Origin of the sequence: Streptomyces argenteolus, from assembly GCF_042902585.1 — a bacterium.
GTDB lineage: Bacteria > Actinomycetota > Actinomycetes > Streptomycetales > Streptomycetaceae > Streptomyces > Streptomyces argenteolus.
Genome location: NZ_JBIBEG010000002.1, coordinates 540172 through 566840, shown reverse-complemented (window position 1 = coordinate 566840; position 26669 = coordinate 540172). Strand labels below are relative to the sequence as shown.

Genomic DNA, 26669 nt, shown 5'->3' with positions numbered 1-26669 from the left:
ATTGTCCCGCACCCCGGCGGCGGCCGGGACAGCCGTTCAGACCTCGGCGAGAGCCGAGGCCAGCAGCCGCTCCAGTCCTCGCCGGGACTCCTCGTCCGCCGGGACGTAGGTCACCAGGCGGGGACCGGCCGAGGGCCCCAGCCACAGATCGGTGTGGTCGAGGCTGAGCAGCCCCACCCGGGCGTTACGGAAGACCTTGGTCCGGTTGGAGGCTCCGACCACCTCGTGCCGGGCCCAGATCTCCGAGAACTCCGGCGAGGCCGCCTCCAGCCGGCTCAGCAGCGCCTTCCAGGCCGGCTCGGCCAGGTGGTCCGCCATCGCCGCGCGGAACTTCGCGGCCATCACCCGGCGCATGGCGGTCAGATCGACGACGGAGGACCGCCAGCCCTCGTCGGTGTAGGCGAGAAGCATGCAGTTGCGGTCCTCGGGGGCGACGGCGTCCAGGTCGCACAGCAGCCGTCCGTAGGTGCGGTTGTAGGCGAGGATGTCGTACCGGCTGTTCTGGACGCAGGCCGGGTAGGGCTCCAGGCGCACCAGCATCTCCCGCAGCGCCGGAGTGATGCCCGTGCAGTCCGAGCCAGGCGCGGGGTCGACGGCCCCCGCGAGGGAGAAGAGGTGGGTGCGCTCGCTGCGGTCGAACAGCAGGGCGCGGGCCAGCGAGTCGAGCACCTGGGGCGAGACCTGGATGTCGCGCGCCTGCTCCAGCCACGTGTACCAGGTGACGCCGACGGCCGAGAGCTGCGCGACCTCCTCGCGACGCAGCCCGGGGGTGCGCCTGCGGCGGCCACGGGGCAGGCCGACCTGCTCGGGGGTGATCCGCTCCCGGCGGCTGCGCAGGAAGTTCGCCAGCTCGTGCCGCCTGATGTCCGTCTCGGTCGCACCGGGAGCCACGCTCGTCATCACACCAGCGTGCCGGACACCCCAGCACATTGCCAGGTGCTCCTGGTACCAGGATGAAGGGACTCTGGTACCGGTCTGGGCGCCGGTCCAGTCTCGATGCCGTGAGTGATTTCTCCGTAACCACGAAGGCACCCGCCACCGGCGCATCCGGGGCGCGGTACGACCACCCGGTGCCCACGCTCGGAGGGCTCGGTCTGTTCACCGTGCTCCTGGGCGGGGCGCTGCCGCTCATCGACTTCTTCATCGTGAACGTCGCCCTGCCCGCCGTCGACCACGACCTGGCCGCCGGTCCCGCCCTCCTGGAACTGGTGGTCGCGGGCTACGGCCTCTCCTACGCCGTGCTGCTCGTCCTCGGCGGGCGTCTCGGCGACATGGCCGGGCGGCGCAGGCTCTTCCTCATCGGCATGGCCGCCTTCGGCCTCACCTCGCTCGCCTGCGGGCTGGCCCCGGACGCCTGGACCCTCGTCGGGGCCCGGGTCGCGCAGGGTGCCGCCGCCGCGCTGATGCTGCCGCAGGTGCTCGCCACCATCCAGGCCGCCACCGCCGGACCCCACCGCGCCCGCGCCATGAGCCTGTACGGGGCCACCGCCGGGCTCTCCATGGTCGCCGGGCAGATCCTCGGCGGTGTCCTGGTCTCCGCGGCCCCGCTGTCCTCGGTGTTCGGTGAGGGCGCGGGCTGGCGCTCGGTGTTCCTGGTGAACGTCCCGGTGGCCGCCGTGGGGCTGTTCCTGGCCGCCCGGTCGATGCCCGAGACGCGCTCGGAGCGGCCCGCGCCCATCGACGTGCCGGGCACGCTGCTGCTGGCCCTCTCGCTGGTGACGCTGCTGGCCCCGCTGACCGAGGGGCGGGCAGCCGGCTGGCCGTGGTGGACCTGGGTGTCGCTGGGCCTGTTCCCGTTCGCCGCGGCGGCCTTCTACCGGGTCGAGCGGCGGGCCGACGCCCTGGGGCGGACCCCGCTGGTGCCGCCGAGCCTGCTGCGGCTCCACTCGCTGCGGCGCGGGCTGACACTCGTGGTGCCCTTCTCCATCGGCTTCGGCGGTTTCATGTTCGTGATCGCCGTGGCCCTCCAGCAAGGCCTGGAGATGGGACCTGCGGCGGCCGGCCTGTCGCTGGCGCCGATGGCCACCGCCTTCTTCCTGGCCTCCCTGGCCGGCCCCCGGCTCGTGCGCCGCTTCGGCAGCAGGGTCGTGACGGCCGGCGGCCTGCTCCAGGGCGTGGGCGTCACGGTGCTGGCGCTGACCGTGTGGCGCGGCTGGCCGGACCTCGGCCCCCTGGGGCTGCTGCCGGGCGTCGCGGTCGCCGGGCTCGGGCAGGGACTGCAACTGCCCGTCCTGATCCGCATCGTGCTGTCCGACGTGCCCTCGGAGCGGGCCGGGGTGGGCGGCGGCGTGATGACGACGACGCAGCAGGCCGCGCTGGCCCTCGGCGTCGCCACGCTCGGCTCGCTCTTCCTCGCGCTGGCGCCCGGGCAGGGGATGCGCGACGCCCTGCTCGTGACGCTGCTGGTGCAACTGGGCACCGTCGTCCTGACGACGCTGCTGAGCCTGCGGCTGCCCCGCGCGGTGGGATGAGCGCGACGTGCGAGGGCCCCGGATCACCGAGGTGATCCGGGGCCCTTGCCGTACGGGGGGGTGCGGGAGGTCAGCTCCCGGCCGGCGCGTCCTGCTCCGGCGAGGCCTCGGCGGCGGCGGCCGCGCGCTCACGCATCTTGCGCACGAGCTCCTGCTTCTTGTCCTCGGCGGCCTTGCGGTCGTCGTTGCGCGCGGTGCCCGCGCCCTGCTGTTCGGCGCGGGACAGCTTCTTGCGCTGCCCGCCCACGCCGAGGAGGTTGTTGCGGCTCTTGGCCACGGGGTTCTCCCGTTCGTAGTGAGGTGGTGAGGATGACGCGTCGTGTATCGATCCGATGGGCGACGGGCGGTCGGGCCCGTCGCGCGCTCACTCGTAGATCTGGAAGAACGAAGACATGCCGAAAAGGTACCCCGGCGCGGGGGGTGCCTCATCCGGTTTTTTTCCGCCGGCGCCCCGCTGCCGCCTCAGGACGCCGGGTCGACCGTTGCCTGGTGCGCCTCGGTCAGGTGCTCCTCGGCCTTCAGCCAGGGCAGGAACTGCGCCCCCTTGCGCCAGCCGCAGGTGGCGCAGGTCAGCTGCCGCCGGGGCCCCGACTTCCGTACGTGGACGACGTGTTCACGGCCGTGCTGGTCCCATCTGCTGACCTTGCTCGTGGTCATGGACGGCATCCTGGCCTCCCCTGTGGACGAGTGCGCCCAGTGTGCCCGAAGCCCCCGGCTCCGTACGCCGGAACCGGGGGCTTCGTTACGAGGACGACGCGGTCAGCAGCCCAGCAGACGGGAGCCGAGGTAGCTCTGGATCTGGTCCAGGGAGACGCGCTCCTGCTTCATCGTGTCGCGCTCGCGCACGGTCACCGCGTTGTCGTCGAGGGTGTCGAAGTCGACGGTGACGCAGAACGGCGTGCCGATCTCGTCCTGGCGACGGTAGCGGCGGCCGATGGCGCCCGCGTCGTCGAACTCGATGTTCCAGTTCTGCCGCAGGTCGGCGGCGAGGCCCTTGGCCTTCGGCGAGAGCTGCGGGTTGCGGGACAGCGGCAGGACGGCGACCTTGACCGGCGCCAGGCGCGGGTCGAGGCGCATCACGGCGCGCTTCTCCATGACGCCCTTGGCGTTGGGGGCCTCGTCCTCGCTGTACGCGTCGAGGAGGAAGGCCAGCAGCGAGCGGCCGACGCCGGCCGCCGGCTCGATGACGTACGGCGTGTAGCGCTCGCCCTTCTCCTGGTCGAAGTAGAAGAGGTCGGTACCCGACGCCTTGGAGTGCGCCTTGAGGTCGTAGTCCGTGCGGTTGGCGACGCCCTCCAGCTCGCCCCACTCGCTGCCGCCGAAGCGGAAGCGGTACTCGATGTCAGCGGTGCGCTTGGAGTAGTGGGAGAGCTTCTCCTGCGGGTGCTCGAACCACCGCATGTTCTCCTCGCGCAGGCCCAGGCCGGTGTACCAGTTCCAGCGCTGCTCCATCCAGTACTCCTGCCACTGCTCGTCCTCGCCCGGCTTGACGAAGAACTCCATCTCCATCTGCTCGAACTCGCGCGTGCGGAAGATGAAGTTGCCCGGAGTGATCTCGTTCCGGAAGGACTTGCCCATCTGCGCGATACCGAACGGCGGCTTCTTGCGCGAGGTCTGGAGCACCTGGCCGAAGTTGGTGAAGATGCCCTGGGCCGTCTCGGGACGCAGGTAGGCGACCGAGCCGGAGTCCTGGGTCGGGCCGAGGTGGGTGGAGAGCAGACCCGAGAACTGCTTGGGCTCGGTGAAGGTGCCCTTGTTACCGCAGTTGGGGCAGTTGAGGTCGGCCAGGCCGTTCACGGGCGGCTTGCCGTGCTTCTCCTCGTACGCCTCCTCCAGGTGGTCGGCGCGGTAGCGCTTGTGACAGGAGGTGCACTCGGTGAGCGGGTCCGAGAACGTGGCGACGTGGCCGGAGGCGACCCAGACCTCGGGGGCAAGGATGACCGACGAGTCGATACCGACCACGTCCTCGCGCGAGGTGACCATGTAGCGCCACCACTGGCGCTTGAGGTTCTCCTTCAGCTCGACGCCCAGGGGCCCGTAGTCCCAGGCGGCTTTCTGGCCACCGTAGATCTCACTGCAGGGGTAGACGAAGCCACGGCGCTTGCTCAGGCTGACGATGGTGTCGATCTTGTCGGCGGCCACGGTGCTCTCTTCATTACGACGGCGAAATTGGACAGGGACGGCGCGCGGCGCCTCGGTGGGGGTGGTGGTGCGGGAGACGGGCGGGCGAATGCCCCAGATTACCGGCGGGCGCACCCCCCGGATCAAATCGGTGGGGCGCATCGCGGTCACGACGTCCGGATCCGGGCATCTGATCAGCCTTGTTGACAATCGTTTCCACATTTGTTGAAAATGACTGTCATGAACGTACGCCGCCTGATACCCACCACCGCCGTCGCGGGAGCCGTCGCCCTCGGCCTCACCGCGCTCTCCGCCTGCTCCTCGTCCGACGCGGCCGAGGGGAGCCGGGACGGCAAGCTGAACGTGGTGGCGTCCTTCTACCCGATGCAGTTCCTCGCCGAGGAGATAGGCGGAAGCCACGTCTCGGTCACCTCGCTGACGAAGCCCGGCGTGGAACCGCACGACCTGGAGCTCTCCCCCCAGCAGATCGGCGGCCTGAGCGACGCCGACTACATCCTGTACCTCAAGAACGTCCAGCCCGCCGTCGACGACGCCGTGGCGCAGGCCGGTGTCGAGAACACCGTGGACGCGGCCGAGCTCACCACGCTGGAGAGCCACGGCTCGGCCGTCGACGACCACGACCACGGCGCCGGCGAGCACGAGGGCGAGGAGCACGCGGGCGAGGAGGCGGGCCTCGACCCCCACATCTGGCTCGACCCCGTGAAGTACGCCGAGGTCGCCGAGGGCGTCGGGAAGTCCCTGGAGAAGGCGGACCCCGACCACGCGGCGGACTACCGCAAGAACACCGAGAGCCTGGTCGCCGAGCTGAACACGCTGGACAAGGCCTACGAGACCGGGCTGAAGAACACCGCCACGAAGACCTTCATCACCACGCACTCCGCCTTCGGGTACCTCGCCGAGCGCTACGGCCTCACCCAGGAGGGCATCGCCGGCATCGACCCCGAGGCCGAGCCCAGCCCCGCCCGGATCGAGGAGATCCACCACGTCGCCGAGGAGAACAAGGCCACCACGGTGTTCTTCGAGACGCTCGCCAGCGACAAGACCGCCAAGACCCTGGCCGACGACCTCAACCTGCGGACGGCCGTCCTGGACCCGCTGGAGGGAATTACCGACAAGTCCGCGGGCGCTGACTACACCGAGGTCATGGAGTCCAACCTGGCCGCGCTGGAGAAGGCCCTCGGCGCGAAGTGACCCGAGCAACACCCGAACCAGCCGCAGCACCGGAGGCGAGCATGCCCGAGCCCAGTACGCCAGAAGCCGTGATCAGCATGCGCGGAGCCACGGCGACGCTCGGCGCGCGCCCGGTGCTGCGCGGTGTCGACCTCACCGTCCACCGCGGTGAGGTCGTGGCCCTGCTGGGGGCCAACGGCTCCGGCAAGTCCACCGCCGTGCGCTCGGTCATCGGCCAGGTGCCGCTGACCGCCGGGACCGTCGAGCTGTTCGGCACGCCGCTGCGCAGGTTCCGGCAGTGGGCCCGTGTCGGTTACGTACCGCAGCGCACCACGGCGGCCGGCGGCGTCCCGGCCACGATCCGCGAGGTGGTCGCCTCCGGGCGGCTGTCGCGCACGAAGCTCAGGGTGCCCGGCCGGGCGGACCGGGCGGCCGTGGACCGGGCCATCGAGCTCGTCGGCCTCACCGAGCGCGCCAAGGACTCGGTGAACGCCCTCTCCGGCGGCCAGCACCAGCGGGTGCTGATCGCCCGCGCCCTCGTCGCCGAGCCCGAGGTCCTGATCATGGACGAGCCCATGGCAGGCGTCGACCTGGCCAGCCAGGAGATCCTCGCCGCCACGCTGCGCGAGCAGGTCGCCGGCGGGGCGACGGTGCTGCTCGTCCTGCACGAGCTCGGCGCGCTGGAACCGCTGATCGACCGGGCGATCGTCCTGCGTGACGGCTGTGTCATGCACGACGGGCCGCCCCCCGAGGCCGTGGGCCAGCACGCGCTGCCCGGCCACGACCACGTACACCCCCACGCGGCCACCGAGCCCGTACGGACGGGACTGCTGACCTGATCATGCTGGAATTCCTGAACCCCCCCTTCATGCAGCGGGCCCTGATCGCGGCCGTCCTGGTCGGCATCACCGCCCCCGCCATCGGCATCTACCTCGTCCAGCGCCGCCAGGCCCTGATGGGCGACGGCATCGGCCACGTCGCGATGACCGGTGTCGGCCTCGGCTTCCTGCTCTCCACCAACCCGGTGTGGATGGCGACGCTCGTCGCCGTCGCCGGTTCGGTCGTGATGGAGCTCATCCGCTGGTACGGACGCACCCGCGGCGACATCGCCCTGGCCATGTTGTTCTACGGCGGCATGGCGGGCGGGGTGATGCTGATCAACCTCTCGGACACCGGCTCCAACGCCAATCTGACCTCGTACCTCTTCGGCTCCCTGTCGACGGTCTCCGAGGAGGACGTCACCGCGATCGTCGTCCTGGCCGCCTTCGTGGTGCTGGTCACCGTGGGGCTGCGGCGGCAGCTGTTCGCCGTCAGCCAGGACGAGGAGTTCGCCCGGGTCACGGGACTGCCGGTGCGCGTGCTCAACCTGCTGGTCGCCGTGACGGCAGCCGTCACGGTCACCGTGGCGATGCGGGTCGTCGGCCTGCTGCTGGTCAGCGCGCTGATGGTGGTGCCGGTCGCCGCCGCCCAGCAGATCTCGAAGTCCTTCAAGGTGACGTTCGTCCTGGCCGTCGTCATCGGTACGGCGGTCACCCTGGCCGGCACCGTGACCTCGTACTACCAGGACGTGCCCCCCGGCGCGACGATCGTGCTGCTGGCCATCGCCGCGTTCGTCCTGCTCACCGCGCTCGCCACGCCGCTGGCCCGCCGGCGCGCGAAGGAACGCGGGAGCGAGGCGGACCGGTGCACCCTTGAGGTACCGGCGGCCCGCCCGGCGTCGGACGACGTGCGGGTGTGACCGTGCCGCCGGGCCGGGCTGGCACAATGGCCCGACGTACGTACGGGCGACACGAGGAGGCAGCTGTGGCGACGGCGCCGATCAGTGGCACGAACGCGGCACCGGTACGCGGCCGGTCCACCCGGCAGCGGGCGGCGGTCGCGGCGGCCCTCGACGAGGTCGACGAGTTCCGCAGCGCCCAGGACCTGCACGACGTGCTCAAGCACCGGGGCGACTCGGTGGGCCTGACCACGGTCTACCGCACGCTCCAGTCCCTCGCCGACGCCGGCGAGGTCGACGTGCTGCGCACGACGGACGGCGAGGCCGTCTACCGGCGCTGCTCGACCGGTGACCACCACCACCATCTGGTGTGCCGCGTCTGCGGCAAGGCCGTCGAGGTGGAGGGCCCGGCCGTGGAGCAGTGGGCCGAGACCGTCGCCGCACAGCACGGCTACGTGAACGTGGCCCACACCGTCGAGATCTTCGGCACCTGCGCGGAGTGCGCGGCCGAGCGGAGCTGACCACCGGTGGGGGCCCCGGCCACCGGGGCCCCCACCGCCGGGCTCACGCCTTGGTGATCTCCTCTGCCCCGCCGAAGCGCCGGTCGCGCCGGGCGAACTCCAGGCAGGCACGCCACAGGTCCCGGCGGTCGAAGTCCGGCCACAGGACGTCCTGGAAGACCATCTCCGCGTACGCGCTCTGCCAGATCAGGTAGTTGGACGTGCGCTGCTCCCCGCTGGGGCGTACGAAGAGGTCCACGTCCGGCATGTCCGGGTAGTAGATGTACTTCGCGAAGGTCTTCTCGTTGACCTTCGAGGGGTCGAGCTTCCCGGCGGCGACGTCCTGGGCGATGCGCTGCGCCGCGTCGGCGATCTCGGCCCGGCCGCCGTAGTTGACGCAGAAGTACAGCGTCATCCTGTCGTTGTCCTTGGTCTGCTCCTGGGCGACCTGGAGCTCCTGGACGACGGACTTCCAGAGCTTCGGCATGCGGCCGACCCAGCGGATGCGGATGCCGAGCTCGTCCATCTCGTCGCGGCGGCGGCGGATGACGTCCCGGTTGAAGTTCATGAGGAACTTCACCTCGTCCGGCGAGCGCTTCCAGTTCTCCGTGGAGAAGGCGTACAGCGAGAGGTTCTTGACGCCCATCTCGATACAGCCCTTGAGGACGTCCATGACGACGCCCTCACCGACCTTGTGGCCCTCGGTGCGCGGCAGGCCCCGCTCCTTGGCCCAGCGGCCGTTGCCGTCCATCACGACGGCCACGTGCTTGGGCACGAGCTCGCCGGGGATCTTCGGCGGGGTGGCGCCGGAGGGGTGCGGCTCGGGGGTCTTGTACTCACGCCGGTTACGGCCGCCGAGCATCCCGCGTACTGCCATGGGCTTCTCTCGTCTCCCTGTGTCACTTCTCTACGTACCGCAGCGAGCGCAGACCGCGCTCCAGATGCCAGTGCAGGTAGGCGGACACCAGCCCGCTCCCCTCCCTGACATGACGCGCCTCGGACGCGTCCGCCGTCTCCCAGTCACCGGTGAGCAGAGCGCTCAGCAGTTCGACGGCCTCCGCCGAGGGTACGACGCTGCCGGGCACCCGGCAGTCGCCGCATATGACGCCGCCCGCCGCGACGGAGAAGAACCGGTTCGGTCCGGGCATTCCGCACTTGGCGCAGTCGTCGAAGCTCGGCGCGTAGCCGTTGACGGCCAGGGAGCGCAGCAGGAAGGCGTCCAGGATGAGGTTCGGCGCGTGCTCGGCGCGCGCGAGGGTGCGCAGCCCGCCGACGAGCAGGAGGTACTGCTGGACCGCGGGTTCGCCCTCGTGGTCGGTGAAGCGCTCGGCGGTCTCCAGCATCGCGGTGCCCGCGGTGTACCGGGCGTAGTCGGAGACGATGCCGCCCCCGTACGGAGCGATCGTCTCGCTCTGGGTGCACAGGGGGAGGCCGCGGCCGACGAGCTCGCTGCCCCGTGCGAAGAACTGCACGTCCACGTGCGAGAAGGGTTCGAGCCGCGCCCCGAACTTCGACTTGGTGCGGCGCACCCCGCGGGCGACGGCACGCACCCGCCCGTGGCCGCGGGTCAGGATCGTGATGATCCGGTCGGCCTCGCCCAGCTTCTGCGTACGCAGCACGACGCCGTCGTCCCGGAACAAGCTCATGGGCCCATTGTCGCCCACCGGGGCGCCGGCCCACGAAGCGGTTCCGGAGCGGTGCGGGGCCGGGGCGGGCCCCGGGACCCTCCAGGAGCCCCCAGGCGCCCTGTGAGGGCCGTACGGGGCCTACGAGGGCGTACGGGCCGCCGCGGCCAGCAGCTCCGCGGTGTCGGCGGGGCAGAGCTGGAGCGCGCCGCCGACCATCGTGAGCACCTCCCGCTCGGCCTGGCTGTACGGTCCGTCGGCGAGCGCGATCCTGGCGCCCCGCAGCAGGACGCCCTCGCGGCCGGCGACGGCCAGGTGGGGCGCCAGGGGTTCCAGGACCTCGTGCAGCTCGATGGCGAGGGCGGCGCCGCAGGCCTCGGCCGCCGGGTCGGAGGTGCCGCAGCCGGTGTCGGCGGCGAGCACCTCGACGATGGTGAAGAGCTGCTCCTGGGTGCAGTCGTCGAGTCCGGCGTCGCGGACGACGGCCGCGGCGGTCTCCAGAACCGTACGGGAGGTGGTGCCACCCGCCGCGAGCACGGCGAGCGTGACCGTGTGCACGGCCTCGCGGAGCATGGCGGAGAAGTGTGTCGTGGTGGGGTGGTCGAGGGCGTCGGTCGCGAAGTGCGCCCGGCAGGCGGCGCATTCGACGACGGGTCCGGCGCTTCCCCGGTTCAGCAGCGGCAGGCCGAGGACCGTCAGGCGGTGACGGCCGGTGAGGCGCCGGTAGTTGCGGTCGCCACCGCAGCCCGGGCAGAAGAACTCGCCGTCACCGACGGCGTCCCAGACGGTGCGGATGCCGCAGATGCGCAGCTTTGTGGCGCTTTGTCCTTTGGCTGTCCGCACGTCGCACACCTCCGTAACGCCACGGCAACATTGCCGCGTTGGACGTGATGTTAGCCACATGCGTGATGTGGCGTCAGTATCCCGGACGTCACAACACCGGGAGATGGCCGAACCCCGCCCACCCTCGGAGGGTGAACGGGGTTCGCGGGCCGGTCGGTTCGGCAGCCTCTCGGACGTTTGTCCGTGATGCCGCCCGCCGGTGTCAGCGGGTCGCGCGGTTGACCGCGGAGACCACGGCCTTGAGCGAGGCACGCGTGGTGTTGGCGTCGATCCCGATGCCCCACAGCACCTTGCCGTCGATGGCGCACTCGATGTAGGAGGCCGCCTGCGCGCTCGCGCCCTCGCTCATCGTGTGCTCGGTGTAGTCCAGCAGGCGGGCGTCGATGCCGATGGCCTGCAGCGCGTCGAAGAACGCGGAGATCGGGCCGTTGCCCGTGCCGGTCAGCACCGTGTCCGCGCCGTCGACCGTGGCCTCGACGGTGATCGTGTCCTGCCCGTCGGAGCCGGTCGTCGTCTGGCCGGAACGGATCTGCACGCGCCCCCAGGCGTTCTCCGGGTTCGGCAGGTACTCGTCCCGGAAGGTCGACCAGATCTGGCCCGGCGTGACCTCGCCGCCCTCGGCGTCGGTCTTGGCCTGAATGATCCGGGAGAACTCGATCTGCATGCGGCGCGGCAGGTCCAGCTTGTGGTCGTTCTTCAGGACGTACGCGATGCCGCCCTTGCCCGACTGCGAGTTGACCCGGATGACGGCCTCGTAGGAGCGGCCGACGTCCTTCGGGTCGATCGGCAGGTACGGGACGGCCCACTCGATGTCGTCGACCGTCCTGCCCTGGGCGGCGGCGTCGGCCTCCATCGCGTCGAAGCCCTTCTTGATGGCGTCCTGGTGGGAGCCGGAGAAGGCCGTGTAGACCAGGTCGCCCGCGTAGGGGTGGCGCGGGTGGACCTCCATCTGGTTGCAGTACTCGCTGGTGCGGCGGATCTCGTCGATCTGCGAGAAGTCGATCTGCGGGTCGACGCCCTGCGAGAAGAGGTTCATGCCCAGCGTGACCAGGTCGACGTTGCCGGTGCGCTCGCCCTGGCCGAACAGGCAGCCCTCGATGCGGTCGGCGCCGGCCATGATGGCCAGTTCGGCGGCGGCGACGGCGGTACCCCGGTCGTTGTGGGGGTGGACCGACAGGCAGACGTACTCGCGGCGGGACAGGTTGCGCGACATCCACTCGAAGCGGTCCGCGTGGGTGGAGGGCGTCGAACGCTCCACGGTGGCGGGCAGGTTGAGGATGATCTCGCGGCCCTCCGCGGGCTGCCAGACGTCACAGACCGCCTCGCAGACCTCCAGGGCGAAGTCCAGCTCGGTGTCGGTGAAGATCTCCGGGCTGTACTGGTAGCCGAAGATCGTCTCGTCGCCCAGGATCTTGTCGGCGTACTCCATGACCAGCCGCGTGCCGTCCACGGCGATCTGCTTGACCTCCTCCTTCGAGCCACGGAAGACCACGCGGCGGAAGGTGGGGGCGGTGGCGTTGTACAGGTGCACGGTGGCGCGATGGGCGCCGCGCAGCGATTCGACGGTGCGCTCGATCAGTTCCTCGCGGGCCTGCGTCAGGACGGAGATCGTCACGTCCTCGGGGATCGCGCCCTCTTCGATGATGGAGCGCACGAACGCGAAGTCGGTCTCGCCGGAGGACGGGAAGCCGACCTCGATCTCCTTGTAGCCCATGCGTACGAGCAGGTCGAACATCTCGCGCTTGCGGGCCGGCGACATCGGGTCGATCAGGGCCTGGTTGCCGTCGCGCAGGTCCGTGGACAGCCAGCGGGGCGCCACGGTGATGCGGTTGTCCGGCCACGTGCGGTCGGCGATGTCCACGGCCTCGTAGCCGCGGTACTTGTGCACCGGCATCCCGGACGGCTTCTGCAGCTGCGTCGCGTTGGTGACCGGGGTGCGGCCACCCACGGGGGTGGCGGCTGCGTCGGCGTGCGCGGAAGGGTTCACTGCGGTCATGGCGTACGGCTCCTCTGAGGTCCAGCAGGGGCGGCCGACTGTGTCGCTGCAACAGCGAACTCCGCGGGGAGGGAGCCGGCCTACGACTACAGGCCCTCGCCGCGGCAGCTAAGAAGGAGCAGCCCGAAACGCATGATGCGGCCACATTAACCGAGGGGCGCCTGGTGCGTCGGTCCGTATCAGTATGCGGGATCAGGCCCGCATGAAGGCAGAACGGTGATACATCACTCTATTTCGTCAATCGTAATCGCACTTAGTGACAGCACGGTGACGGAGTGCCACAGTCATTTGCATGCAGCCTCGACCGAACAACGGGCTCCAGCCCGTCTTCTGCACCATCGTGCCGCCCCACCTCCTCGACAAGCTGTCCCAGGCCGACGACCCGCTCCTGGCCGATCCCGCGCGCCGCACCCTGGCGGCCGACGCGGCCCGGCGCCACCACCGGCGCGTGACCGCGCTGGCCTGGACCCCCCAGGCCGCCCGCACCTCGGCTCCGGTCCCCAGCAAGCCCCACCGCACCCTGTACGACTGCCGGCACGGCACGGACCTGCCGGGCGTGAAGGTCCGTGACGAGGGGGACGACCCCACCCGGGACGCCAGCGTCAACCGCGCGTACGCGGGACTGGGCGCCACCTTCGACCTGCTGCTGACGGAGTACGGCCGCAGCTCGATCGACGGCAAGGGGCTGCCCCTCATCGGCTCCGTGCACTACGACGAGCAGTACAACAACGCGTTCTTCGACGGCGAGCAGATGGTCTTCGGGGACGGCGACGGGGAGATCTTCCTCGACTTCACCCTCGCCATCGACGTGATCGCCCACGAGCTGGCGCACGGGCTCACCCAGTACACCGCCAACCTGGCGTACGAGGGCCAGTCGGGCGCCCTCAACGAGTCGGTGTCGGACGTCTTCGGCTCCCTGGTCAAGCAGCACTCGCTGGGTCAGAGCGCGGACCAGGGCGACTGGCTGATCGGCGAGGGGCTGCTCGCCCCCCGGGTCAGCGGCGTCGCGCTGCGCTCGATGAAGGCTCCGGGCACGGCGTACGACGACGACGTGCTCGGCAAGGACCCGCAGCCGGCGTCGATGGACGACTACGTCGAGACGGAGGACGACAACGGCGGGGTCCACATCAACTCCGGTATCCCCAACCGCGCCTTCTACCTGCTGGCCACGGCGCTGGGCGGCAACGCGTGGGAGCGGGCCGGCCGGATCTGGTTCGACGTGCTGACCGGCGGCGAACTGACCCAGGACGCGTCCTTCACGGACTTCGCCAAGCTGACCGTCACGGCGGCGCAGCACAGGTTCGGGGAGGGCGACGAGGCCGAGGCGGTGCTGAAGGCGTGGTCGGAGGTGGGCGTGCCGACACGCTGACCGGGTAGGTACGAGCCGGCCCCGTCCGGACGGGGCCAGGCAGGAGCAGGACGCATGCGTATTCAGGTGAGCCGGACCGGCGGGTTCGCCGGCATCGCACGCCGGGGCGAGGTCGACACGGCGGGGAGGCCGGACGCCGCGGAGTGGGAGGCCCTGGCAGAAGCGGCGCTCGTCGCCGACCGGGGCGGCCCGCAGGCAGGGGTGCCCGACGGCTTCCGCTATCGGATCACGGTGGGCGACCGGGCGGTCGACTGCGCGGATCCACGGCTGACCGAGGCGCAGCGGGCGCTGGTCTCCCGGGTCCTGAAAGAGGGCGCGTAGACCCGGGTGGTGCTGCCGGGCCTGCCTTCGGGAGGTGTCCGCCCGGGCCTGCGCCCGGGCGGCGTCCGTCCGCCGACCCGGGCAGGCCGGCGGACGCCTCAGAAGCCCAGCTTGCGCAGCTGCTTCGGGTCCCGCTGCCAGTCCTTGGCGACCTTCACGTGCAGGTCCAGGAAGACCGGCGTGCCCAGCAGTGCCTCGATGTGCTTGCGCGACTTCGTTCCGACGTCCTTGAGCCGCTTGCCCTTCGGGCCGATGATGATGCCCTTCTGGCTGGGCCGCTCGATGTAGACGTTCGCGTGGATGTCCAGCAGGGGCTTGTCCGCCGGACGGTCCTCGCGGGGCAGCATCTCCTCGACGACGACCGCGATGGAGTGCGGCAGTTCGTCCCGTACGCCTTCGAGCGCGGCCTCGCGGATGAGCTCGGCGACCATGACCATCTCGGGCTCGTCGGTGAGGTCGCCCTCCGGGTAGAGCGGGGGGCTCTCGGGCAGGAGCGGGGCGATCAGGTCGGCCAGGAGACCGACCTGCTGGTCCTTGACCGCCGAGACCGGGATGATCTCCGCCCACTCGAAGCCGAGCTCGTCGGCCAGCGCGGAGACGGCGAGCAGCTGCTCGGCGAGCGCCTTGGACTCGACCAGGTCGGTCTTGGTGATGATCGCGATCTTCGGGGTCTTCCTGATCCCGGCGAGTTCCTTGACGATGTACTTGTCGCCGGGGCCGAGCTTCTGGTCGGCGGGCAGGCAGAAGCCGATGACGTCGACCTCGGCCCAGGTGGTCCGCACGACGTCGTTCAGCCGCTCTCCGAGCAGGGTGCGCGGCTTGTGGAGGCCGGGCGTGTCCACCAGGATCAGCTGGGCGTCGTCACGGTGCACGATGCCCCGCACGGTGTGCCTGGTGGTCTGGGGGCGGTTGGAGGTGATCGCCACCTTCTGGCCGACCAGAGCGTTCGTGAGGGTGGACTTGCCCGCGTTGGGGCGGCCCACGAAGCAGGCGAAGCCGGCCCGGTGGGGGGCGGTGTTCTCAGCCTGCTGCGCAGCGGCTTCGGTGTTCGGGCGAGCGCTCATGGCGCCCATTCTCCCCGATCCCGGCGGCGCCGATGCACAGCAGGGCGAGCCCGGGCCCGAATCAGCCCGCCGTGACCGTGGCGCGCAGGGTCCCGTCGGGGCCCGCGAGCAGCACGGGCGTGTCCGGGCCGCCCAGGTCACGGACGGCCGCGCGGTCGGCGTCGGAGGCGGCGCCGGCCTCGGAGACGACGGCCGCCGCCTCCAGGGACGTGGCACCGCTGGCCACCGCCATCGCGACGGCGGTCTGCAGCGCGCTGAGCTTCAGCGACTCCAGGGCCACGGTGCCGGCGGCGTACGTACGTCCGGTCTCGTCCCGTACGGCGGCACCCTCCGGCACCGCGTTCCGGGCGCGGACGCTGCGGGCCAGCGTGACGATCTTGCGGTCCTCGGCGCCGAGGGCGTTGTCATCGGTCATGTGCTGAGCATACGAAGGGGCCGGACCCGTCCGCCGCAACGGGGGTCCGCTCACCCCGGGACGGGGTACATCGAACCGCGCCGTCCTTCGGGCGAGGCCAGCCACTGGAGCTTGGCCTCCGTCCCGGTGTCCGGCAGCGGGGTGTGCAGGACGATCACCAGGTCGGGGCGGGCGGGCACCCGCAGCTGGGTGGACTCCACGCACAGCGTGCCGACCAACGGGTGGGTGAGCTCCTTGCGGACCTGGCCGCCCGGAGTGACGTCGCGCCGGTCCCAGAGCGCCGAGAACTCGTCGCTGAGCTCCCTCGCCTCGTCGACCACTGCCCGGAACCCCTCGTCGTCGGGATGGTCGGAGCAGGCGGCCCGGTACTGGGCGACAACCTGGGAAGCGATGGTCTCCCAGTGTTTCGACCGGGCCCGGTACACCGGGTCGGTGAAGAACGCGATCATGCAGTTCTGCACGATCCCCGGGCGCATGCCGAGCACCGCCGACGCGGCGTCGTTGTAGAGCACCGTGTTCCAGTACCGGTCCATGATGTGGGCGGGGAACGGCATCCAGGCGTCGATGAGCCGGGTCAGCCCCTCGCACATGTCGCGGTGCGCCGGATCGACCTCCAGGGCGGGCGGGTTGAGCCCGGCCAGGACGTAGAGGTGGCGGCGCTCCGCGCTGGTGAGGCGCAGCACCCTGGCGACGGAGTCCAGGACCTGCGGCGAGACGGTGATGTCGCGGCCCTGTTCGAGCCACTGGTACCAGGAGACGCCCACGCCCGCGAGGACGGCGACCTCCTCCCGGCGCAGTCCGGGCGTACGCCGGCGGCCTCCGCCGTCCGGCAGACCCGCGTCGGCCGGGCTGACCCTGGCCCTGCGGCTCCGCAGGAACTCGCGCAGTTCGGCGAGGCGGTGGGCCTTGTCGTCGGTGGCACGGGCCGTGCTGTCACGAACCGCGCTGTCGTGCTGGGCCGGTGAGGCCACGTACTCCCCCTGGTGTCCGTGTGCTCCTGGCTGGTGGCGTCTTCCCCTGACTGGTGGTGCGGCCAACAGGATAAGTGGCCGCTCCCCACGGATATTCCGGTCCGCCCACGCTGGGGGACATGGCAATCGAATCCCCGACCTCCGCTTCCTCCCGCACCGTCGCCCCGGTGCCCGAGGCCCCACCCTCCCTCTCCGGCCGGGCGCGCCTGGTGCTCTTCGCGCTGTGCGCGGCCCAGTTCATGGTGGCGCTCGACTTCTCCGTCCTGAACGTGGCGCTGCCCGTCCTCGGTGAGGACCTGGGCCTGAGCCGGTCCGGGCTCCAGTGGGCCGTCACCGCGTTCGCCCTGCCGTCCGGCGGGTTCCTGCTGCTCTTCGGCCGGATCGCCGATCTCTACGGCAGGCGCAGGCTGTTCCTCGTCGGCCTTGCCGTCTTCGGGGCGGCCTCGCTGCTGGCCACACTGGCGTGGAACCCCGCGTCGTTCCTGGCCGGCCGGGCGCTCCAGGGGCTCGGCGCCGCGGTGATCGTGCCGACCGGGATGTCCCTGCTGACCACCACGTTCCCGGAGGGGCCGCTGCGGGACCGGGCGCTGGGCATCAGCGGAACCCTGCTCTCACTGGGCTTCACCGTCGGCATGGTCTCGGGCGGTGTGCTCACCGACACCCTGGGCTGGCGCTCCACCATGGCGCTCCTGGCCGGCGCGGCTGTGATCGTGCTGCTCCTGGCCCCGAGGCTGCTCGCCGAGTCGCGTACGCCGGAACGCCCGAAGCTGGACGTGCCCGGGGCCGTCACGGTCACCGGTGGGCTGCTCTCCCTGATCTACGCGCTGTCGACGGCGGCCGAGCGCGGCTTCGGGGGCACGGACGTGCGGATCACCCTGGTGCTGGGCGTGGCCCTGCTGACCGCGTTCGTGGTCGTCGAGTCGCGCTCGGCGGCCCCGCTCGTCTCCCTGCCGATGCTGAGGCGCCGGACGGTGGCCTTCGGGAACCTGGGCGGCCTGGCGACCTTCTCGCTGATGAGCACCATCGTCTTCGTCCTGACGCTCTACCTCCAGGAGCTGCTGCACCTCTCGGCGCTCGGCACCGGGCTCGTCTTCGGGGTGCAGGGCCTCGTGTCGGTGGCCGCCGGGATGTACGCCGCGCGGATCGTGGGCCGGTTCGGCGCCCGCCGGACGCTGGTGATGTCGCTGCTGGGCCAGGGGGTCTTCATCGGCGCCCTGCTGGGCCTGGGCGAGGACTCGGGTGTCCTGCTCGCCACGGTGGCGGTGTCGCTGGCGAGCGCCTGCCACCTGGGCGCGATCATCGCGTACGGGCTGACGGTGACCTCCGGCGTTCCGGACGGGGAGCAGGGGCTGGCGACCGGACTGGTCACCACGACCCAGCAGGTGGGTATCACGGTGGGCATCCCGCTGCTGGGCGTGCTGTCGACCACCCAGGGCTCGCTGTTCGACGGCGTCCGGCTGGTGGTGGCCGTGGCGGCGGTGATCCTGATCGCGACGGGGCTGCTGGTGGGGGCCGGTCTGCGCAGGACCGCCTGAGCACGCGAAGGCGTCCTGTGCGGCTAGGGCCGGTCCAGGCGCAGCCGCTGCGCCTTGGGGAGGCCGGCCACCACCAGGTCGTAACTGTCCTCCACGAGCTCCCGGACCATCCGGTCCGGGAGCTCGGAGACCGTCACGGTGTTCCAGTGCCGCTTGTTCAGGTGGTAGCCGGGGACGATCGCGGCGTGCTTCTCCCGCAGCCGCAGCGCCTCGTCCGGATCGCACTTGAGGCTGACCTTCAGGGGCCGCGCGTCCAGCACGCTGAGGGCGAACATCTTGCCCAGGACCTTGAAGACCGAGGCCTCGGGTCCGAAGGGGAACTCCTCGACGCCCGCCTCGAACTCCAGGCACAGGGCGCGCAGCTCCTGGGGGGTCATACCGGCTCCGTTCCCTCCGGTTCCACGAGCACGGTCACGATCTTGTTCCTGCGGCCGGCCGGCGACTCGGCGGTCAGGCGCAGCTTGCGTCCGTCGGGGAGGTCGACGATCGCGGTGGCACCGGAGATCGGCACCCTTCCGAGCGCCTTCGCCAGCAGGCCGCCGACCGTCTCCACGTCCTCGTCGTCGTACGAGTCGAGGCCGAACAGCTCACCGAGGTCGCCGATGTCGAGCCGGGCGGTGACCCGGAAGCAGCCGTTCTCCAGCTCCTGGACCGGCGGGAGTTCACGGTCGTACTCGTCGGTGATCTCACCGACGATCTCCTCGAGGATGTCCTCGATGGTGACGATGCCGGCCGTGCCTCCGTACTCGTCGATGACGACGGCGACGTGGCTGCGGTCCTGCTGCATCTCGCGCAGCAGGTCGCCGGCGTTCTTCGTGTCGGGGACGAACGCGGCGGGGCGCATCGCCGTGGAGACCAGGTCGGCCTCCGCGTCCCGGTTGATGTGCGTCTTGCGGACGAGGTCCTTGAGGTAGACGATCCCGACCATGTCGTCCTCGTTCTCCCCGGTGACGGGGATGCGGGAGAAGCCCGAGCGCAGCGCGAGGGTGAGTGCCTGACGGACCGTCTTGTAGCGCTCGATGCAGACCAGGTCGGTGCGGGGCACCATCACCTCGCGCACGAGGGTGTCGCCGAGCTCGAAGACCGAGTGCACCATGCGGCGTTCCTCGTCCTCGATGAGCGACTCCTGCTCGGCGAGGTCGACCATCGCGCGCAGTTCGGCCTCACTGGCGAAGGGGCCCTTGCGGAAGCCCTTGCCGGGGGTCAGGGCGTTGCCCAGGAGGATCAGCAGCTGCGGGACCGGCCCCATGATCCTGGCCAGCGGCAGCAGGACGTACGCCGCGGCCGTGGCGGTGTTCAGCGGGTGCTGGCGGCCGATGGTGCGCGGCGAGACCCCGATGGCGACGTAACTGACGAGGACCATGACGCCCATGGCGACGGCCAGCGCCTGCCAGGTCTCGGTGAACTCCTGGAGGCAGGCGTACGTGACGAGCACCCCGGCGGACATCTCGCAGGCCACCCGGACGAGGAGCGCGACGTTGAGGTAGCGGGTGGGGTCGGCGGCGACCTGTTCCAGCTTGGCGCTGCCGCGGCGCCCGGCCCGGACGGCCTCGGCGGCACGGAAGCTCGACGTGCGCGCTATCCCGGCCTCGGCGCAGGCCGCGAGCCAGCCGACGACGATCAGCAGGACGGCCCCGGAGACGAGGGGGACGCTCACGAGACGGTGGGGGCCGGGGACGGACCGGTCAGCCCGCGCTCGCCGCGCCAGCCGTCCACGATCGCCGCCTGGAGACCGAACATCTCGGCCTTCTCGTCCGGCTCCTCGTGGTCGTAACCGAGGAGGTGCAGCACTCCGTGGACGGTCAGGAGCTGGAGCTCCTCGTCCATGGAGTGCCGCGTCTCGGCGTCCTCACCCTGCTTCCGGGCGACCTCCGGGCAGAGCACGATGTCACCGAGGAGCCCCTGCGGGGGCTCCTCGTCGTCCTTGGCCGGCGGACGGAGCTCGTCCATCGGGAAGGACATGACATCCGTCGGGCCCGGGAGGTCCATCCACTGGATGTGGAGCTGCTCCATGGCGGCCGTGTCCACCACGATCACCGACAGTTCGGACAGCGGGTGGATCCGCATCCGGGCGAGGGCGTAGCGGGCGATGTCGAGGATCGCCTGCTCGTCGACCTCGGTTCCGGACTCGTTGTTGACGTCGATCGACATGGTGCGCTGCGACTACTTCCCGTTGCGGCCGGTGCGGCCGTCTGCGTTGTCGTACTTCTCGTACGCGTCGACGATACGGCCGACGAGCTTGTGCCGGACGACATCCTGGGAGGTGAGCCTGGAGAAGTGCACGTCCTCGACGTCGTCCAGGATCTCCTGGACCTGACGCAGACCGCTCTTGGTGCCGCCCGGGAGGTCCACCTGGGTGACGTCACCGGTGACGACGATCTTCGAGTCGAAACCGAGGCGGGTGAGGAACATCTTCATCTGCTCGGCGCTGGTGTTCTGCGCCTCGTCGAGAATGATGAAGGCGTCGTTCAGGGTCCGTCCGCGCATGTACGCGAGCGGAGCGACCTCGATCGTGCCCGCGGCCATGAGCCGGGGGATCGAGTCGGGGTCGAGCATGTCGTGCAGGGCGTCGTAGAGCGGGCGCAGATAAGGGTCGATCTTGTCGAAGAGCGTGCCCGGAAGGAAGCCGAGCCGCTCCCCCGCCTCGACGGCGGGCCTGGTCAGGATGATCCGGCTGACCTGCTTGGACTGCAGGGCCTGGACCGCCTTGGCCATGGCCAGATAGGTCTTCCCGGTGCCCGCGGGACCGATGCCGAACACGATCGTGTGCTTGTCGATCGCGTCGACGTAGCGCTTCTGGTTGAGCGTCTTGGGACGGATCGTGCGGCCACGGCTGGAGAGGATGTTCTGGGTGAGCACCTCCGCCGGGGTCTCGGCGCCGTCCCCGTTGCCGTTCCCGCTCGCCCTGAGCATGGCGATCGAGCGTTCCACCGCGTCCTCCGTCATCGGCAGCCCGGTGCGGAGCACCAGCACCATCTCGTCGAAAAGGCGCTGGATCAGCGCGACGTCCGCCGCGTTCCCAGTCGCACTTATCTCGTTTCCCCGGACATGGATGTCGACGGCCGGGAACGCCGTTTCGATCACGCGCAGCAGCGAATCGCCGGACCCCAGGAGCATCACCATGGGATGTGCGGCCGGGATGCTGATCTTGGCGCGCGCCTGCTGCTGTGTAGGTGACTGAGTCATGGGCCGGCCCTCGGGCCTGCGCATACCTCCCGTTGCAGGGCCGTCGCTGCTCGAAGGCCTCTGGACTACCAGCGTACGACTCCCCACCGACAACGCCGAGAGGTTTTACCCGGTGATCATCGGCGCTTCACTGCCGGAAGCCGATGGTGGGGACGGCGCGGCGCAGCGGCCAGGCCCGGCAGGTGCCGGGCAGCAGCTCGTCCAGGAAGGCGTAGCGCTCCAGCGCCGCGGGGTCCTGGGCGGCGCAGGTGCGCACCTGCTGCCACCATCCGGCGACCTCGGCCCACCCGGGCGCGGAGAGCGAACCGCCGAACTCCTGCACCGACAGCGCGGCCGTCAGTCCGGCGAACGCGAGGCGGTCGGCGAGCGGCCAGCCGGCCAGGGTGCCGGTCAGGAAGCCCGCGACGAAGACGTCGCCCGCACCGGTGGGGTCCAGGGCCTCGACCTCGATGGCGGGCACCTCGGCGGCGGTCCCGGCCTCCCGGTCGACGGCGTAGGCGCCCTCGGCCCCCAGGGTGACCACGGCCAGCGGGACCCGCTCGGCCAGGGCGTGGGCGGCGGCGCGGGGGCAGTCGGTCCGGGTGTAGCGCATGGCCTCCTGCGCGTTGGGCAGGAAGGCCAGGCAGTGGTCGAGGTCGGGCAGGGCGTCCAGGTCCCAGCGGCCGGTCTCGTCCCAGCCGACGTCGGCGAAGACCATCGCGCCGTCGCGGGCCGCGCGGGCCACCCAGGGCTCGCTGCGGCCGGGCACCAGCGAGGCCACGGCGGCGCGGGCGCGGGGCGGACCGTCGGGCAGCGTCCGGCCGGGCACGGCGGGCCCTGTGGGGGCCGGCGCCTCGTGGCCGTGCGAGACCATCGTGCGCTCGCCCTCGTACGCCATGGAGACGGTGACGGGCGAGTGCCAGCCGGGGACGGTGCGCGAGAGGGAGAGGTCGATGCCCTCACCCTGTTCGAGGGCGTCCCAGCAGTACTCGCCGTAGTGGTCGTCCCCGAAGGCGGCGGCCAGGGATGTGTGCAGACCCAGACGGGCGAGGGCGGTGGCCATGTTGGCGACGCCCCCGGGGCTCGAACCCATCCCCCGCGCCCAGGACTCTGTTCCGCGCACCGGCGCGGAGTCCAGGCCGGTGAAGATGATGTCGAGGAAGACCGTGCCGGTCAGGAAGACGTCACAGGCGGGGTCCTGCGGGGCGCGCAGCCCGTACAGCGGATCGATGCCTGGATCAAGTGTGCTCACCGTGCGCTCCCCGGCCGAGGACGTTCTGAACAGTGCGGGATCCGGCCAGTGTGCCCGATTCGCCCCGCCGCCCGGAGGGTCCGCGCCGTACGGCTCTCGGTCCGGAGGGTCCGTACCGGACGACACATCCCCGCTCCCACCTGCATAAACATGCGCTCGTACCCGGCCCTGTGATGCATAAACATAAACGTGACCCAGATCACATCAGCCCGGCTTTCCGCCGCCTGTGCGCGCTTGATACAAATTGGCCCGCGAGCACCGTTCGGGACAGTTGACGACGAGTGCCGCTTCTCCGGCATTCCCCCGCTTCTCCTCGCATCACCCTCCCCTGCCCCACCCCGCCGTACCCTCCCCTGCCTTCTTCTGCCTCCTCTGGCATGTCTTCAGGAACGCCCATGTCCTCGCGCCCTCGCGCCGCGTGGCCCCTGGTCGCCGTGTTCACCGCCGGTTACCTCGCCGCCTATCTCCTCCCCACCATCGTCGGCCGCCTCAGCACCTATCTGGGGCTGAGCTCGGCACAGGCCGGTCTGGTCGGCAGCGCCCTGCTGCTGAGCTCGGCCTCGGCCGGTTTCATCCTGGCGGAACGCGTCGAGAGGTTCGGGGCGCAAAGACCCGCACGGGCCGGTCTGCTGCTGGCGGTGCTCGGTTACGGCTGCGCGGCGCTGACCACGTCGGTGCCGCTGGTCGTCGCGGGTGTGGGCGTCGGCGGGTTCGGCTCGGGCACGGCGACCGCCGTCGCGGCGTCGGGCATCGCGGCGCAGCGCGATCCGCACCGGACCTCCTCGCTCGGGCTCCTCAGCGTCTCGGCGACGGCGGGAGCCCTCTATCTGACGGTCCCCCACCTGGGCGGCGGGCACCGGCTGCCCTTCGCGTCCATCGCGCTGGTGGCCCTGCTCGTCTGGCCCGCCACGTCGCGGCTGGGCGGGCCGGCACCCGTGGGCGAGACGTCAGCGGTGCAGGGCCGCCTTCCGCACCGGCGTTCGGGCCTGGTGCTGGCCGGCGGGATGCTCGTCTGGTCCATGGCGCAGAACGCGCTGTGGGGCGTGAGCAGCCGCATCGGCGCGGTCCAGGTGGGGCTGTCCGAGGTGACCATCGGGGCCGTGTTCGCGGCGGCGCTGGGCGCCGGGCTGCTCGGCGTCATGGGGGCAGGCATGCTCGGGTCCCGCCTCGGGCGTGCCGTGCCGATCGGTCTCGGGACGATGATCATCGCGGGGAGCATCGTGCTCAGCTCCTCGGCCGAGGACCTGGGATCGTTCGCGACCGGCGAGATCGCGTGGAACACCATCTACCCGGTGGTCCTGTCGTATCTGATCGGCCTGGCCGCGTCCCTGGACGTACGCGGCCGGTGGGCGGTCCTCGCGGGCTCGGCGTCCTCCGTCGGTACGGCCTGCGGCCCCCTGCTCGGCAGTGTGCTCTCCGAGCAGGCGGGCTACGCGGTGATGGGCCTGATCCTGGGGGCCGCCACGCTCCTGGTCGCCGCTCCGGTCACCGCGGTGGCCCTGCACACCGGTGGACGCCCGCTGGTGCCGGGTTCGGTCCGGCGCAGGGGTGGTGCCCCGGCCGCGCTGCTCGCCGCGACCACCAACAGCCTGTCCGGCGCGGTGCCCAAGCTGGGCGCGCCGGAACAGGCGGTCGCGGAGATCAGCGTGCCGGCGCTGCGGCGCAGGCGGCTGGTGCGGAGCGCGTTCCGCACGGCCGGCCCGGCCGGCGGTGCGGGTCAGTCGAACGCGTACGCCTCGACCTCGGAGAGGTAGCGCGCCCTGCGCTCCTCGTCGTGGTCGAGGAAGGCCGCCTCGAAGGAGTTCCGGGCCAGCGTGCGCAGCTGTTCGCGGTCCAGGCCGAGCGCCTCGTGGACGGCGTGGAAGGTGTCTCCGACGTATCCGCCGAAGTAGGCGGGGTCGTCGGAGTTCACCGTGCAGAGCAGCCCGGCGTCCATCATGGCCCGCAGCGGGTGCTGTTCCAGGATGTCGACGGCGCGCAGCCGGACGTTGGACAGCGGGCAGAGCGTCAGCGGGATCCGCTCCGAGACCAGCCGGTCCACCAGCTCCGGGTCCTCCATGCAGCGCAGGCCGTGGTCGATGCGCTCGACGCCGAGGACGTCCAGGGCCTCCCGGATGTACTCCGGCGGGCCCTCCTCGCCGGCATGGGCGACCTTGCGCAGCCCGAGAGCCGTGGCGGCGGCGTACACCTCACGGAACTTCGCGGGCGGGTGGCCGACCTCCGCCGAGTCCAGGCCGACCGCGCTGATGCGGTGCAGGTACGGCTTCGACGCCTCCAGCGTCTCCAGCGCCGACTCCGCCGACTTGTCGCGCAGGAAGCACATGATCAGCTGGGTGGAGATGCCGTGCTTCTCCTCGCTGCGGTCCAGCGCCCTGCCGAGCCCCTCGATGACGGTGCCGATCGGGACGCCGCGGTCCGTGTGGGCCTGCGGGTCGAAGAAGATCTCCGCGTGCCGGACGCCCTGGGCGGCGGCACGGGTGAGGTAGGCGTCGGCGAGCTCCGCGAAGTCGTCCTCGGTGCGCAGGACCGCCATCAGGGCGTAGTAGAGGTCGAGGAAGCTCTGCAGGTCGTCGAAGAGGTAGGCGGTGCGCAGCTCTTCGGTGTCCGCGTAGGGCAGGGCCACGCCGTTGCGGGCGGCGAGCTCGAAGGCCAGCTCGGGTTCGAGGGTCCCTTCGATGTGGAGGTGGAGTTCGGCTTTGGGGAGGTGCACGGGGTTCTCGTTACGTGTGGCGGGTGGGTACGGGGACCCTGATCAGGTCCTGGGCCATGGTCAGTTCGCCTTCGAAGCCGGCCGCCCTGGCCTGGTGCTCGAAGGCTTCGGGGTCGCTGTAGCGCTGGGAGAAGTGCGTGAGCACGAGGTGCCGGACGCCCGACTCCTTCGCCACCCGGGCGGCCTGTCCCGCGGTGAGGTGACCGTGGTCGGCGGCGAGCCGTCCGTCCTCGTCGAGGAACGTCGACTCGATGACCAGCATGTCGCATCCCTCGGCGAGCGCGAACGCGCCGTCGCACAGCCGGGTGTCCATGACGAACGCGAAGCGCTGTCCGCGGCGGGTCTCGGAGACCTCCTCCAGCGTGACACCGCCCAGCGCGCCGTCCCGCTGGAGCCGTCCGACGTCGGGCCCCGCGATGCCGTGCTCCGCCAGCTTCGCGGGCAGCATCCGCACCCGGTCGGGCTCGGTGAGGCGGTAGCCGAAGGACTCGACGGGATGCGAGAGCTTCCGGCTGTCGAGGGTGTACGAGGCGGTGGTGGCGAGGACACCGTCCGCCGCCACCGGGGCCTCGGTCAGCTCGACGGACTCGCGGTAGGCGGTCGCGTACCGCAGCCGGTCGAAGAAGCGCTGTCCGCTCGCCGGGAAGTGGGCGGTGACGGGATGCGGGACCTGGTCGAGATTGATCCGCTGGATCACTCCCGCCAGGCCCAGCGCGTGGTCGCCGTGGAAGTGCGTGACACAGATCCGGTCGATGTCGTGCGCGGCGACACCGGCCCGCAGCATCTGGCGCTGGGTCCCCTCGCCCGGGTCGAAGAGGATGCCCTCACCGTCCCAGCGCAGCAGGTAGCCGTTGTGGTTGCGGTGGCGGGTCGGGACCTGGCTGGCGGTGCCGAGGACCACGAGTTCTCGTACGGACACGACGTCAGCCGGGGGGCCACTGCATCCCGCGCCCGCCCAGGACGTGCGCGTGCGCGTGGAAGACGGTCTGTCCCGCGCCCGCGCCGGTGTTGAGGACGATGCGGTAGCCGGTGTCGGTGATCTTCTCGTCGGCGGCGACCAGACCGGCCTCACGCATCACGTCGGCGGCGATCCGCGGCTCGGCCGCGGCGAGCGAGGCGGCGTCGGGGTAGTGCGCCTTCGGGATGACCAGGACGTGCGTGGGGGCCTGGGGGTTTATGTCGCGGAAGGCGACGGTCGTCTCACTCTCGCGGACGATGGTCGCCGGGATGTCCCCCGTGACGATCTTGCAGAACAGGCAGTCGGTCTGCGGCTCTCCCGCCATGGCCCGGCTCCTCGCTCGTAGGGTCCTCGTGATCAGTACACCGGCATGCTATCCGGCCGGGGTCACCGCACGGAGCCTGCGGCGGCAGCGGCACGCGGAGGCCCCGGTGACGCACGCCCC

At 71.1% G+C, this 26669-nt stretch carries 28 protein-coding genes; 9 read left to right on the top strand and 19 right to left on the bottom strand.

What is annotated here, in order from left to right; all coding sequences use genetic code 11:
- Window positions 1–36: 36 nt before the first annotated feature.
- The gene (locus ACFY8O_RS09075) at window positions 37–900 is read right to left on the bottom strand and encodes a helix-turn-helix transcriptional regulator (protein WP_145801634.1); all 864 of its coding nucleotides are present in this window, start codon (window positions 898–900) and stop codon (window positions 37–39) included.
- Between the two features lie 53 nt (window positions 901–953).
- Here ACFY8O_RS09075 and ACFY8O_RS09070 point away from each other — a divergent pair, with 53 nt between their 5' ends.
- Entirely contained in the window at window positions 954–2471 is a 1518-nt protein-coding gene (locus ACFY8O_RS09070) for an MFS transporter (protein WP_387900210.1), read from the top strand.
- 70 nt (window positions 2472–2541) lie between these two features.
- Here the strand turns inward: ACFY8O_RS09070 and ACFY8O_RS09065 are convergent, their stop codons facing one another.
- The 3 genes from ACFY8O_RS09065 to ACFY8O_RS09055 all read right to left on the bottom strand — a co-directional run bounded on the left by ACFY8O_RS09065 (window position 2542) and on the right by ACFY8O_RS09055 (window position 4613).
- On the bottom strand, window positions 2542–2748 hold the full coding sequence (locus ACFY8O_RS09065; protein WP_145801631.1) for a DUF6243 family protein: 207 nt from the start codon (window positions 2746–2748) through the stop codon (window positions 2542–2544).
- Between the two features lie 185 nt (window positions 2749–2933).
- Complete coding sequence (locus ACFY8O_RS09060) at window positions 2934–3137, bottom strand: hypothetical protein (protein ID WP_145801630.1); 204 nt, start codon at window positions 3135–3137, stop codon at window positions 2934–2936.
- Between the two features lie 93 nt (window positions 3138–3230).
- Window positions 3231–4613, bottom strand: coding sequence for a glycine--tRNA ligase (locus tag ACFY8O_RS09055; protein ID WP_145801629.1), 1383 nt, complete (start codon window positions 4611–4613; stop codon window positions 3231–3233).
- Window positions 4614–4832: 219 nt separating this feature from the next.
- On the opposite strand from ACFY8O_RS09055, the gene ACFY8O_RS09050 reads away from it, so the two are divergent.
- The 4 genes from ACFY8O_RS09050 to ACFY8O_RS09035 all read left to right on the top strand — a co-directional run bounded on the left by ACFY8O_RS09050 (window position 4833) and on the right by ACFY8O_RS09035 (window position 8021).
- Complete coding sequence (locus tag ACFY8O_RS09050; RefSeq protein WP_387900207.1) at window positions 4833–5804, top strand: metal ABC transporter substrate-binding protein; 972 nt, start codon at window positions 4833–4835, stop codon at window positions 5802–5804.
- Between the two features lie 41 nt (window positions 5805–5845).
- Entirely contained in the window at window positions 5846–6622 is a 777-nt protein-coding gene (locus tag ACFY8O_RS09045; RefSeq protein ID WP_145801627.1) for a metal ABC transporter ATP-binding protein, read from the top strand.
- Complete coding sequence (locus tag ACFY8O_RS09040; RefSeq protein ID WP_208765942.1) at window positions 6622–7521, top strand: metal ABC transporter permease; 900 nt, start codon at window positions 6622–6624, stop codon at window positions 7519–7521. Before ACFY8O_RS09045 ends, ACFY8O_RS09040 begins: the two co-directional genes overlap by 1 nt.
- A gap of 65 nt (window positions 7522–7586) precedes the next feature.
- Complete coding sequence (locus ACFY8O_RS09035) at window positions 7587–8021, top strand: Fur family transcriptional regulator (protein ID WP_145801625.1); 435 nt, start codon at window positions 7587–7589, stop codon at window positions 8019–8021.
- 43 nt (window positions 8022–8064) lie between these two features.
- Here the strand turns inward: ACFY8O_RS09035 and ACFY8O_RS09030 are convergent, their stop codons facing one another.
- The 4 genes from ACFY8O_RS09030 to leuA form a co-directional block, all read right to left on the bottom strand.
- Window positions 8065–8877 (bottom strand): isoprenyl transferase, encoded by an 813-nt coding sequence (locus ACFY8O_RS09030; protein ID WP_387900205.1) that lies wholly within the window; start codon window positions 8875–8877, stop codon window positions 8065–8067.
- A gap of 22 nt (window positions 8878–8899) precedes the next feature.
- Window positions 8900–9646: a DNA repair protein RecO gene (gene recO / locus ACFY8O_RS09025; RefSeq protein WP_145801622.1), complete on the bottom strand. Its 747-nt coding sequence runs from the start codon at window positions 9644–9646 to the stop codon at window positions 8900–8902.
- Window positions 9647–9766: 120 nt separating this feature from the next.
- Window positions 9767–10468, bottom strand: coding sequence for a TerB family tellurite resistance protein (locus tag ACFY8O_RS09020; RefSeq protein WP_387900202.1), 702 nt, complete (start codon window positions 10466–10468; stop codon window positions 9767–9769).
- A gap of 202 nt (window positions 10469–10670) precedes the next feature.
- On the bottom strand, window positions 10671–12464 hold the full coding sequence (leuA, locus tag ACFY8O_RS09015) for a 2-isopropylmalate synthase (RefSeq protein WP_145801620.1): 1794 nt from the start codon (window positions 12462–12464) through the stop codon (window positions 10671–10673).
- 292 nt (window positions 12465–12756) lie between these two features.
- Here leuA and ACFY8O_RS09010 point away from each other — a divergent pair, with 292 nt between their 5' ends.
- Together ACFY8O_RS09010 and ACFY8O_RS09005 are read left to right on the top strand one after the other, a co-directional pair.
- Window positions 12757–13833 carry a M4 family metallopeptidase gene (locus ACFY8O_RS09010; protein WP_145801619.1) on the top strand — a complete coding sequence of 359 codons (1077 nt, stop codon included), beginning with the start codon at window positions 12757–12759 and terminating at the stop codon, window positions 13831–13833.
- Between the two features lie 54 nt (window positions 13834–13887).
- A complete protein-coding gene (locus ACFY8O_RS09005) occupies window positions 13888–14154 on the top strand; it encodes a protealysin inhibitor emfourin (protein ID WP_145801618.1) in 267 nt (88 codons plus the stop codon).
- 98 nt (window positions 14155–14252) lie between these two features.
- On the opposite strand, the gene era is transcribed toward ACFY8O_RS09005, so the two are convergent.
- From era to ACFY8O_RS08990, 3 genes are read right to left on the bottom strand one after another with little or no spacing between them, the layout of a single operon-like run.
- Window positions 14253–15227: a GTPase Era gene (era, locus tag ACFY8O_RS09000; protein ID WP_208765916.1), complete on the bottom strand. Its 975-nt coding sequence runs from the start codon at window positions 15225–15227 to the stop codon at window positions 14253–14255.
- Between the two features lie 52 nt (window positions 15228–15279).
- The gene (locus tag ACFY8O_RS08995; protein ID WP_387900199.1) at window positions 15280–15633 is read right to left on the bottom strand and encodes a cytidine deaminase; all 354 of its coding nucleotides are present in this window, start codon (window positions 15631–15633) and stop codon (window positions 15280–15282) included.
- A gap of 50 nt (window positions 15634–15683) precedes the next feature.
- Window positions 15684–16604: a helix-turn-helix transcriptional regulator gene (locus tag ACFY8O_RS08990; RefSeq protein WP_145801614.1), complete on the bottom strand. Its 921-nt coding sequence runs from the start codon at window positions 16602–16604 to the stop codon at window positions 15684–15686.
- A gap of 119 nt (window positions 16605–16723) precedes the next feature.
- On the opposite strand from ACFY8O_RS08990, the gene ACFY8O_RS08985 reads away from it, so the two are divergent.
- A complete protein-coding gene (locus tag ACFY8O_RS08985) occupies window positions 16724–18139 on the top strand; it encodes an MFS transporter (RefSeq protein ID WP_387900196.1) in 1416 nt (471 codons plus the stop codon).
- Between the two features lie 23 nt (window positions 18140–18162).
- On the opposite strand, the gene ACFY8O_RS08980 is transcribed toward ACFY8O_RS08985, so the two are convergent.
- The 5 genes from ACFY8O_RS08980 to ACFY8O_RS08960 all read right to left on the bottom strand — a co-directional run bounded on the left by ACFY8O_RS08980 (window position 18163) and on the right by ACFY8O_RS08960 (window position 22556).
- Window positions 18163–18516 carry an MmcQ/YjbR family DNA-binding protein gene (locus tag ACFY8O_RS08980; RefSeq protein ID WP_145801612.1) on the bottom strand — a complete coding sequence of 118 codons (354 nt, stop codon included), beginning with the start codon at window positions 18514–18516 and terminating at the stop codon, window positions 18163–18165.
- Entirely contained in the window at window positions 18513–19796 is a 1284-nt protein-coding gene (locus tag ACFY8O_RS08975) for a hemolysin family protein (protein ID WP_145801611.1), read from the bottom strand. Before ACFY8O_RS08975 ends, ACFY8O_RS08980 begins: the two co-directional genes overlap by 4 nt.
- Window positions 19793–20290, bottom strand: coding sequence for an rRNA maturation RNase YbeY (gene ybeY, locus ACFY8O_RS08970; protein ID WP_145801610.1), 498 nt, complete (start codon window positions 20288–20290; stop codon window positions 19793–19795). The genes ACFY8O_RS08975 and ybeY overlap by 4 nt, the downstream gene beginning before the upstream one ends.
- A 12-nt stretch (window positions 20291–20302) precedes the next feature.
- The gene (locus ACFY8O_RS08965) at window positions 20303–21325 is read right to left on the bottom strand and encodes a PhoH family protein (RefSeq protein WP_145801608.1); all 1023 of its coding nucleotides are present in this window, start codon (window positions 21323–21325) and stop codon (window positions 20303–20305) included.
- A 127-nt stretch (window positions 21326–21452) separates the two neighbouring features.
- Entirely contained in the window at window positions 21453–22556 is a 1104-nt protein-coding gene (locus tag ACFY8O_RS08960; RefSeq protein ID WP_387900193.1) for a carbohydrate kinase family protein, read from the bottom strand.
- A 395-nt stretch (window positions 22557–22951) separates the two neighbouring features.
- Here ACFY8O_RS08960 and ACFY8O_RS08955 point away from each other — a divergent pair, with 395 nt between their 5' ends.
- Entirely contained in the window at window positions 22952–24310 is a 1359-nt protein-coding gene (locus ACFY8O_RS08955; RefSeq protein WP_387900191.1) for an MFS transporter, read from the top strand.
- On the opposite strand, the gene ACFY8O_RS08950 is transcribed toward ACFY8O_RS08955, so the two are convergent.
- From ACFY8O_RS08950 to ACFY8O_RS08940, 3 genes are read right to left on the bottom strand one after another with little or no spacing between them, the layout of a single operon-like run.
- On the bottom strand, window positions 24274–25266 hold the full coding sequence (locus ACFY8O_RS08950; RefSeq protein ID WP_145801605.1) for an adenosine deaminase: 993 nt from the start codon (window positions 25264–25266) through the stop codon (window positions 24274–24276). The genes ACFY8O_RS08955 and ACFY8O_RS08950 overlap by 37 nt on opposite strands.
- A 10-nt stretch (window positions 25267–25276) precedes the next feature.
- A complete protein-coding gene (locus ACFY8O_RS08945; protein WP_145801604.1) occupies window positions 25277–26185 on the bottom strand; it encodes a ribonuclease Z in 909 nt (302 codons plus the stop codon).
- A gap of 4 nt (window positions 26186–26189) precedes the next feature.
- Window positions 26190–26549: a histidine triad nucleotide-binding protein gene (locus ACFY8O_RS08940; protein ID WP_145801603.1), complete on the bottom strand. Its 360-nt coding sequence runs from the start codon at window positions 26547–26549 to the stop codon at window positions 26190–26192.
- Window positions 26550–26669 lie beyond the last annotated feature (120 nt).

Excerpts from the sequence above, each read along its gene's own strand:
- ACFY8O_RS09075 (WP_145801634.1), bottom strand. The coding sequence starts at position 900 with ATGACGAGCGTGGCTCCCGGTGCGACCGAGACGGACATCAGGCGGCAC.
- ACFY8O_RS09070 (WP_387900210.1), top strand. The coding sequence starts at position 954 with ATGAAGGGACTCTGGTACCGGTCTGGGCGCCGGTCCAGTCTCGATGCC.
- ACFY8O_RS09060 (WP_145801630.1), bottom strand. The coding sequence starts at position 3,137 with ATGCCGTCCATGACCACGAGCAAGGTCAGCAGATGGGACCAGCACGGC.
- ACFY8O_RS09050 (WP_387900207.1), top strand. The coding sequence starts at position 4,833 with ATGAACGTACGCCGCCTGATACCCACCACCGCCGTCGCGGGAGCCGTC.
- ACFY8O_RS09045 (WP_145801627.1), top strand. The coding sequence starts at position 5,846 with ATGCCCGAGCCCAGTACGCCAGAAGCCGTGATCAGCATGCGCGGAGCC.
- ACFY8O_RS09030 (WP_387900205.1), bottom strand. The coding sequence starts at position 8,877 with ATGGCAGTACGCGGGATGCTCGGCGGCCGTAACCGGCGTGAGTACAAG.
- recO (WP_145801622.1), bottom strand. The coding sequence starts at position 9,646 with ATGAGCTTGTTCCGGGACGACGGCGTCGTGCTGCGTACGCAGAAGCTG.
- leuA (WP_145801620.1), bottom strand. The coding sequence starts at position 12,464 with ATGACCGCAGTGAACCCTTCCGCGCACGCCGACGCAGCCGCCACCCCC.
- ACFY8O_RS09010 (WP_145801619.1), top strand. The coding sequence starts at position 12,757 with ATGCAGCCTCGACCGAACAACGGGCTCCAGCCCGTCTTCTGCACCATC.
- ACFY8O_RS09005 (WP_145801618.1), top strand. The coding sequence starts at position 13,888 with ATGCGTATTCAGGTGAGCCGGACCGGCGGGTTCGCCGGCATCGCACGC.
- era (WP_208765916.1), bottom strand. The coding sequence starts at position 15,227 with ATGGGCGCCATGAGCGCTCGCCCGAACACCGAAGCCGCTGCGCAGCAG.
- ACFY8O_RS08995 (WP_387900199.1), bottom strand. The coding sequence starts at position 15,633 with ATGACCGATGACAACGCCCTCGGCGCCGAGGACCGCAAGATCGTCACG.
- ACFY8O_RS08985 (WP_387900196.1), top strand. The coding sequence starts at position 16,724 with ATGGCAATCGAATCCCCGACCTCCGCTTCCTCCCGCACCGTCGCCCCG.
- ACFY8O_RS08980 (WP_145801612.1), bottom strand. The coding sequence starts at position 18,516 with ATGACCCCCCAGGAGCTGCGCGCCCTGTGCCTGGAGTTCGAGGCGGGC.
- ybeY (WP_145801610.1), bottom strand. The coding sequence starts at position 20,290 with ATGTCGATCGACGTCAACAACGAGTCCGGAACCGAGGTCGACGAGCAG.
- ACFY8O_RS08965 (WP_145801608.1), bottom strand. The coding sequence starts at position 21,325 with ATGACTCAGTCACCTACACAGCAGCAGGCGCGCGCCAAGATCAGCATC.
- ACFY8O_RS08955 (WP_387900191.1), top strand. The coding sequence starts at position 22,952 with ATGTCCTCGCGCCCTCGCGCCGCGTGGCCCCTGGTCGCCGTGTTCACC.
- ACFY8O_RS08940 (WP_145801603.1), bottom strand. The coding sequence starts at position 26,549 with ATGGCGGGAGAGCCGCAGACCGACTGCCTGTTCTGCAAGATCGTCACG.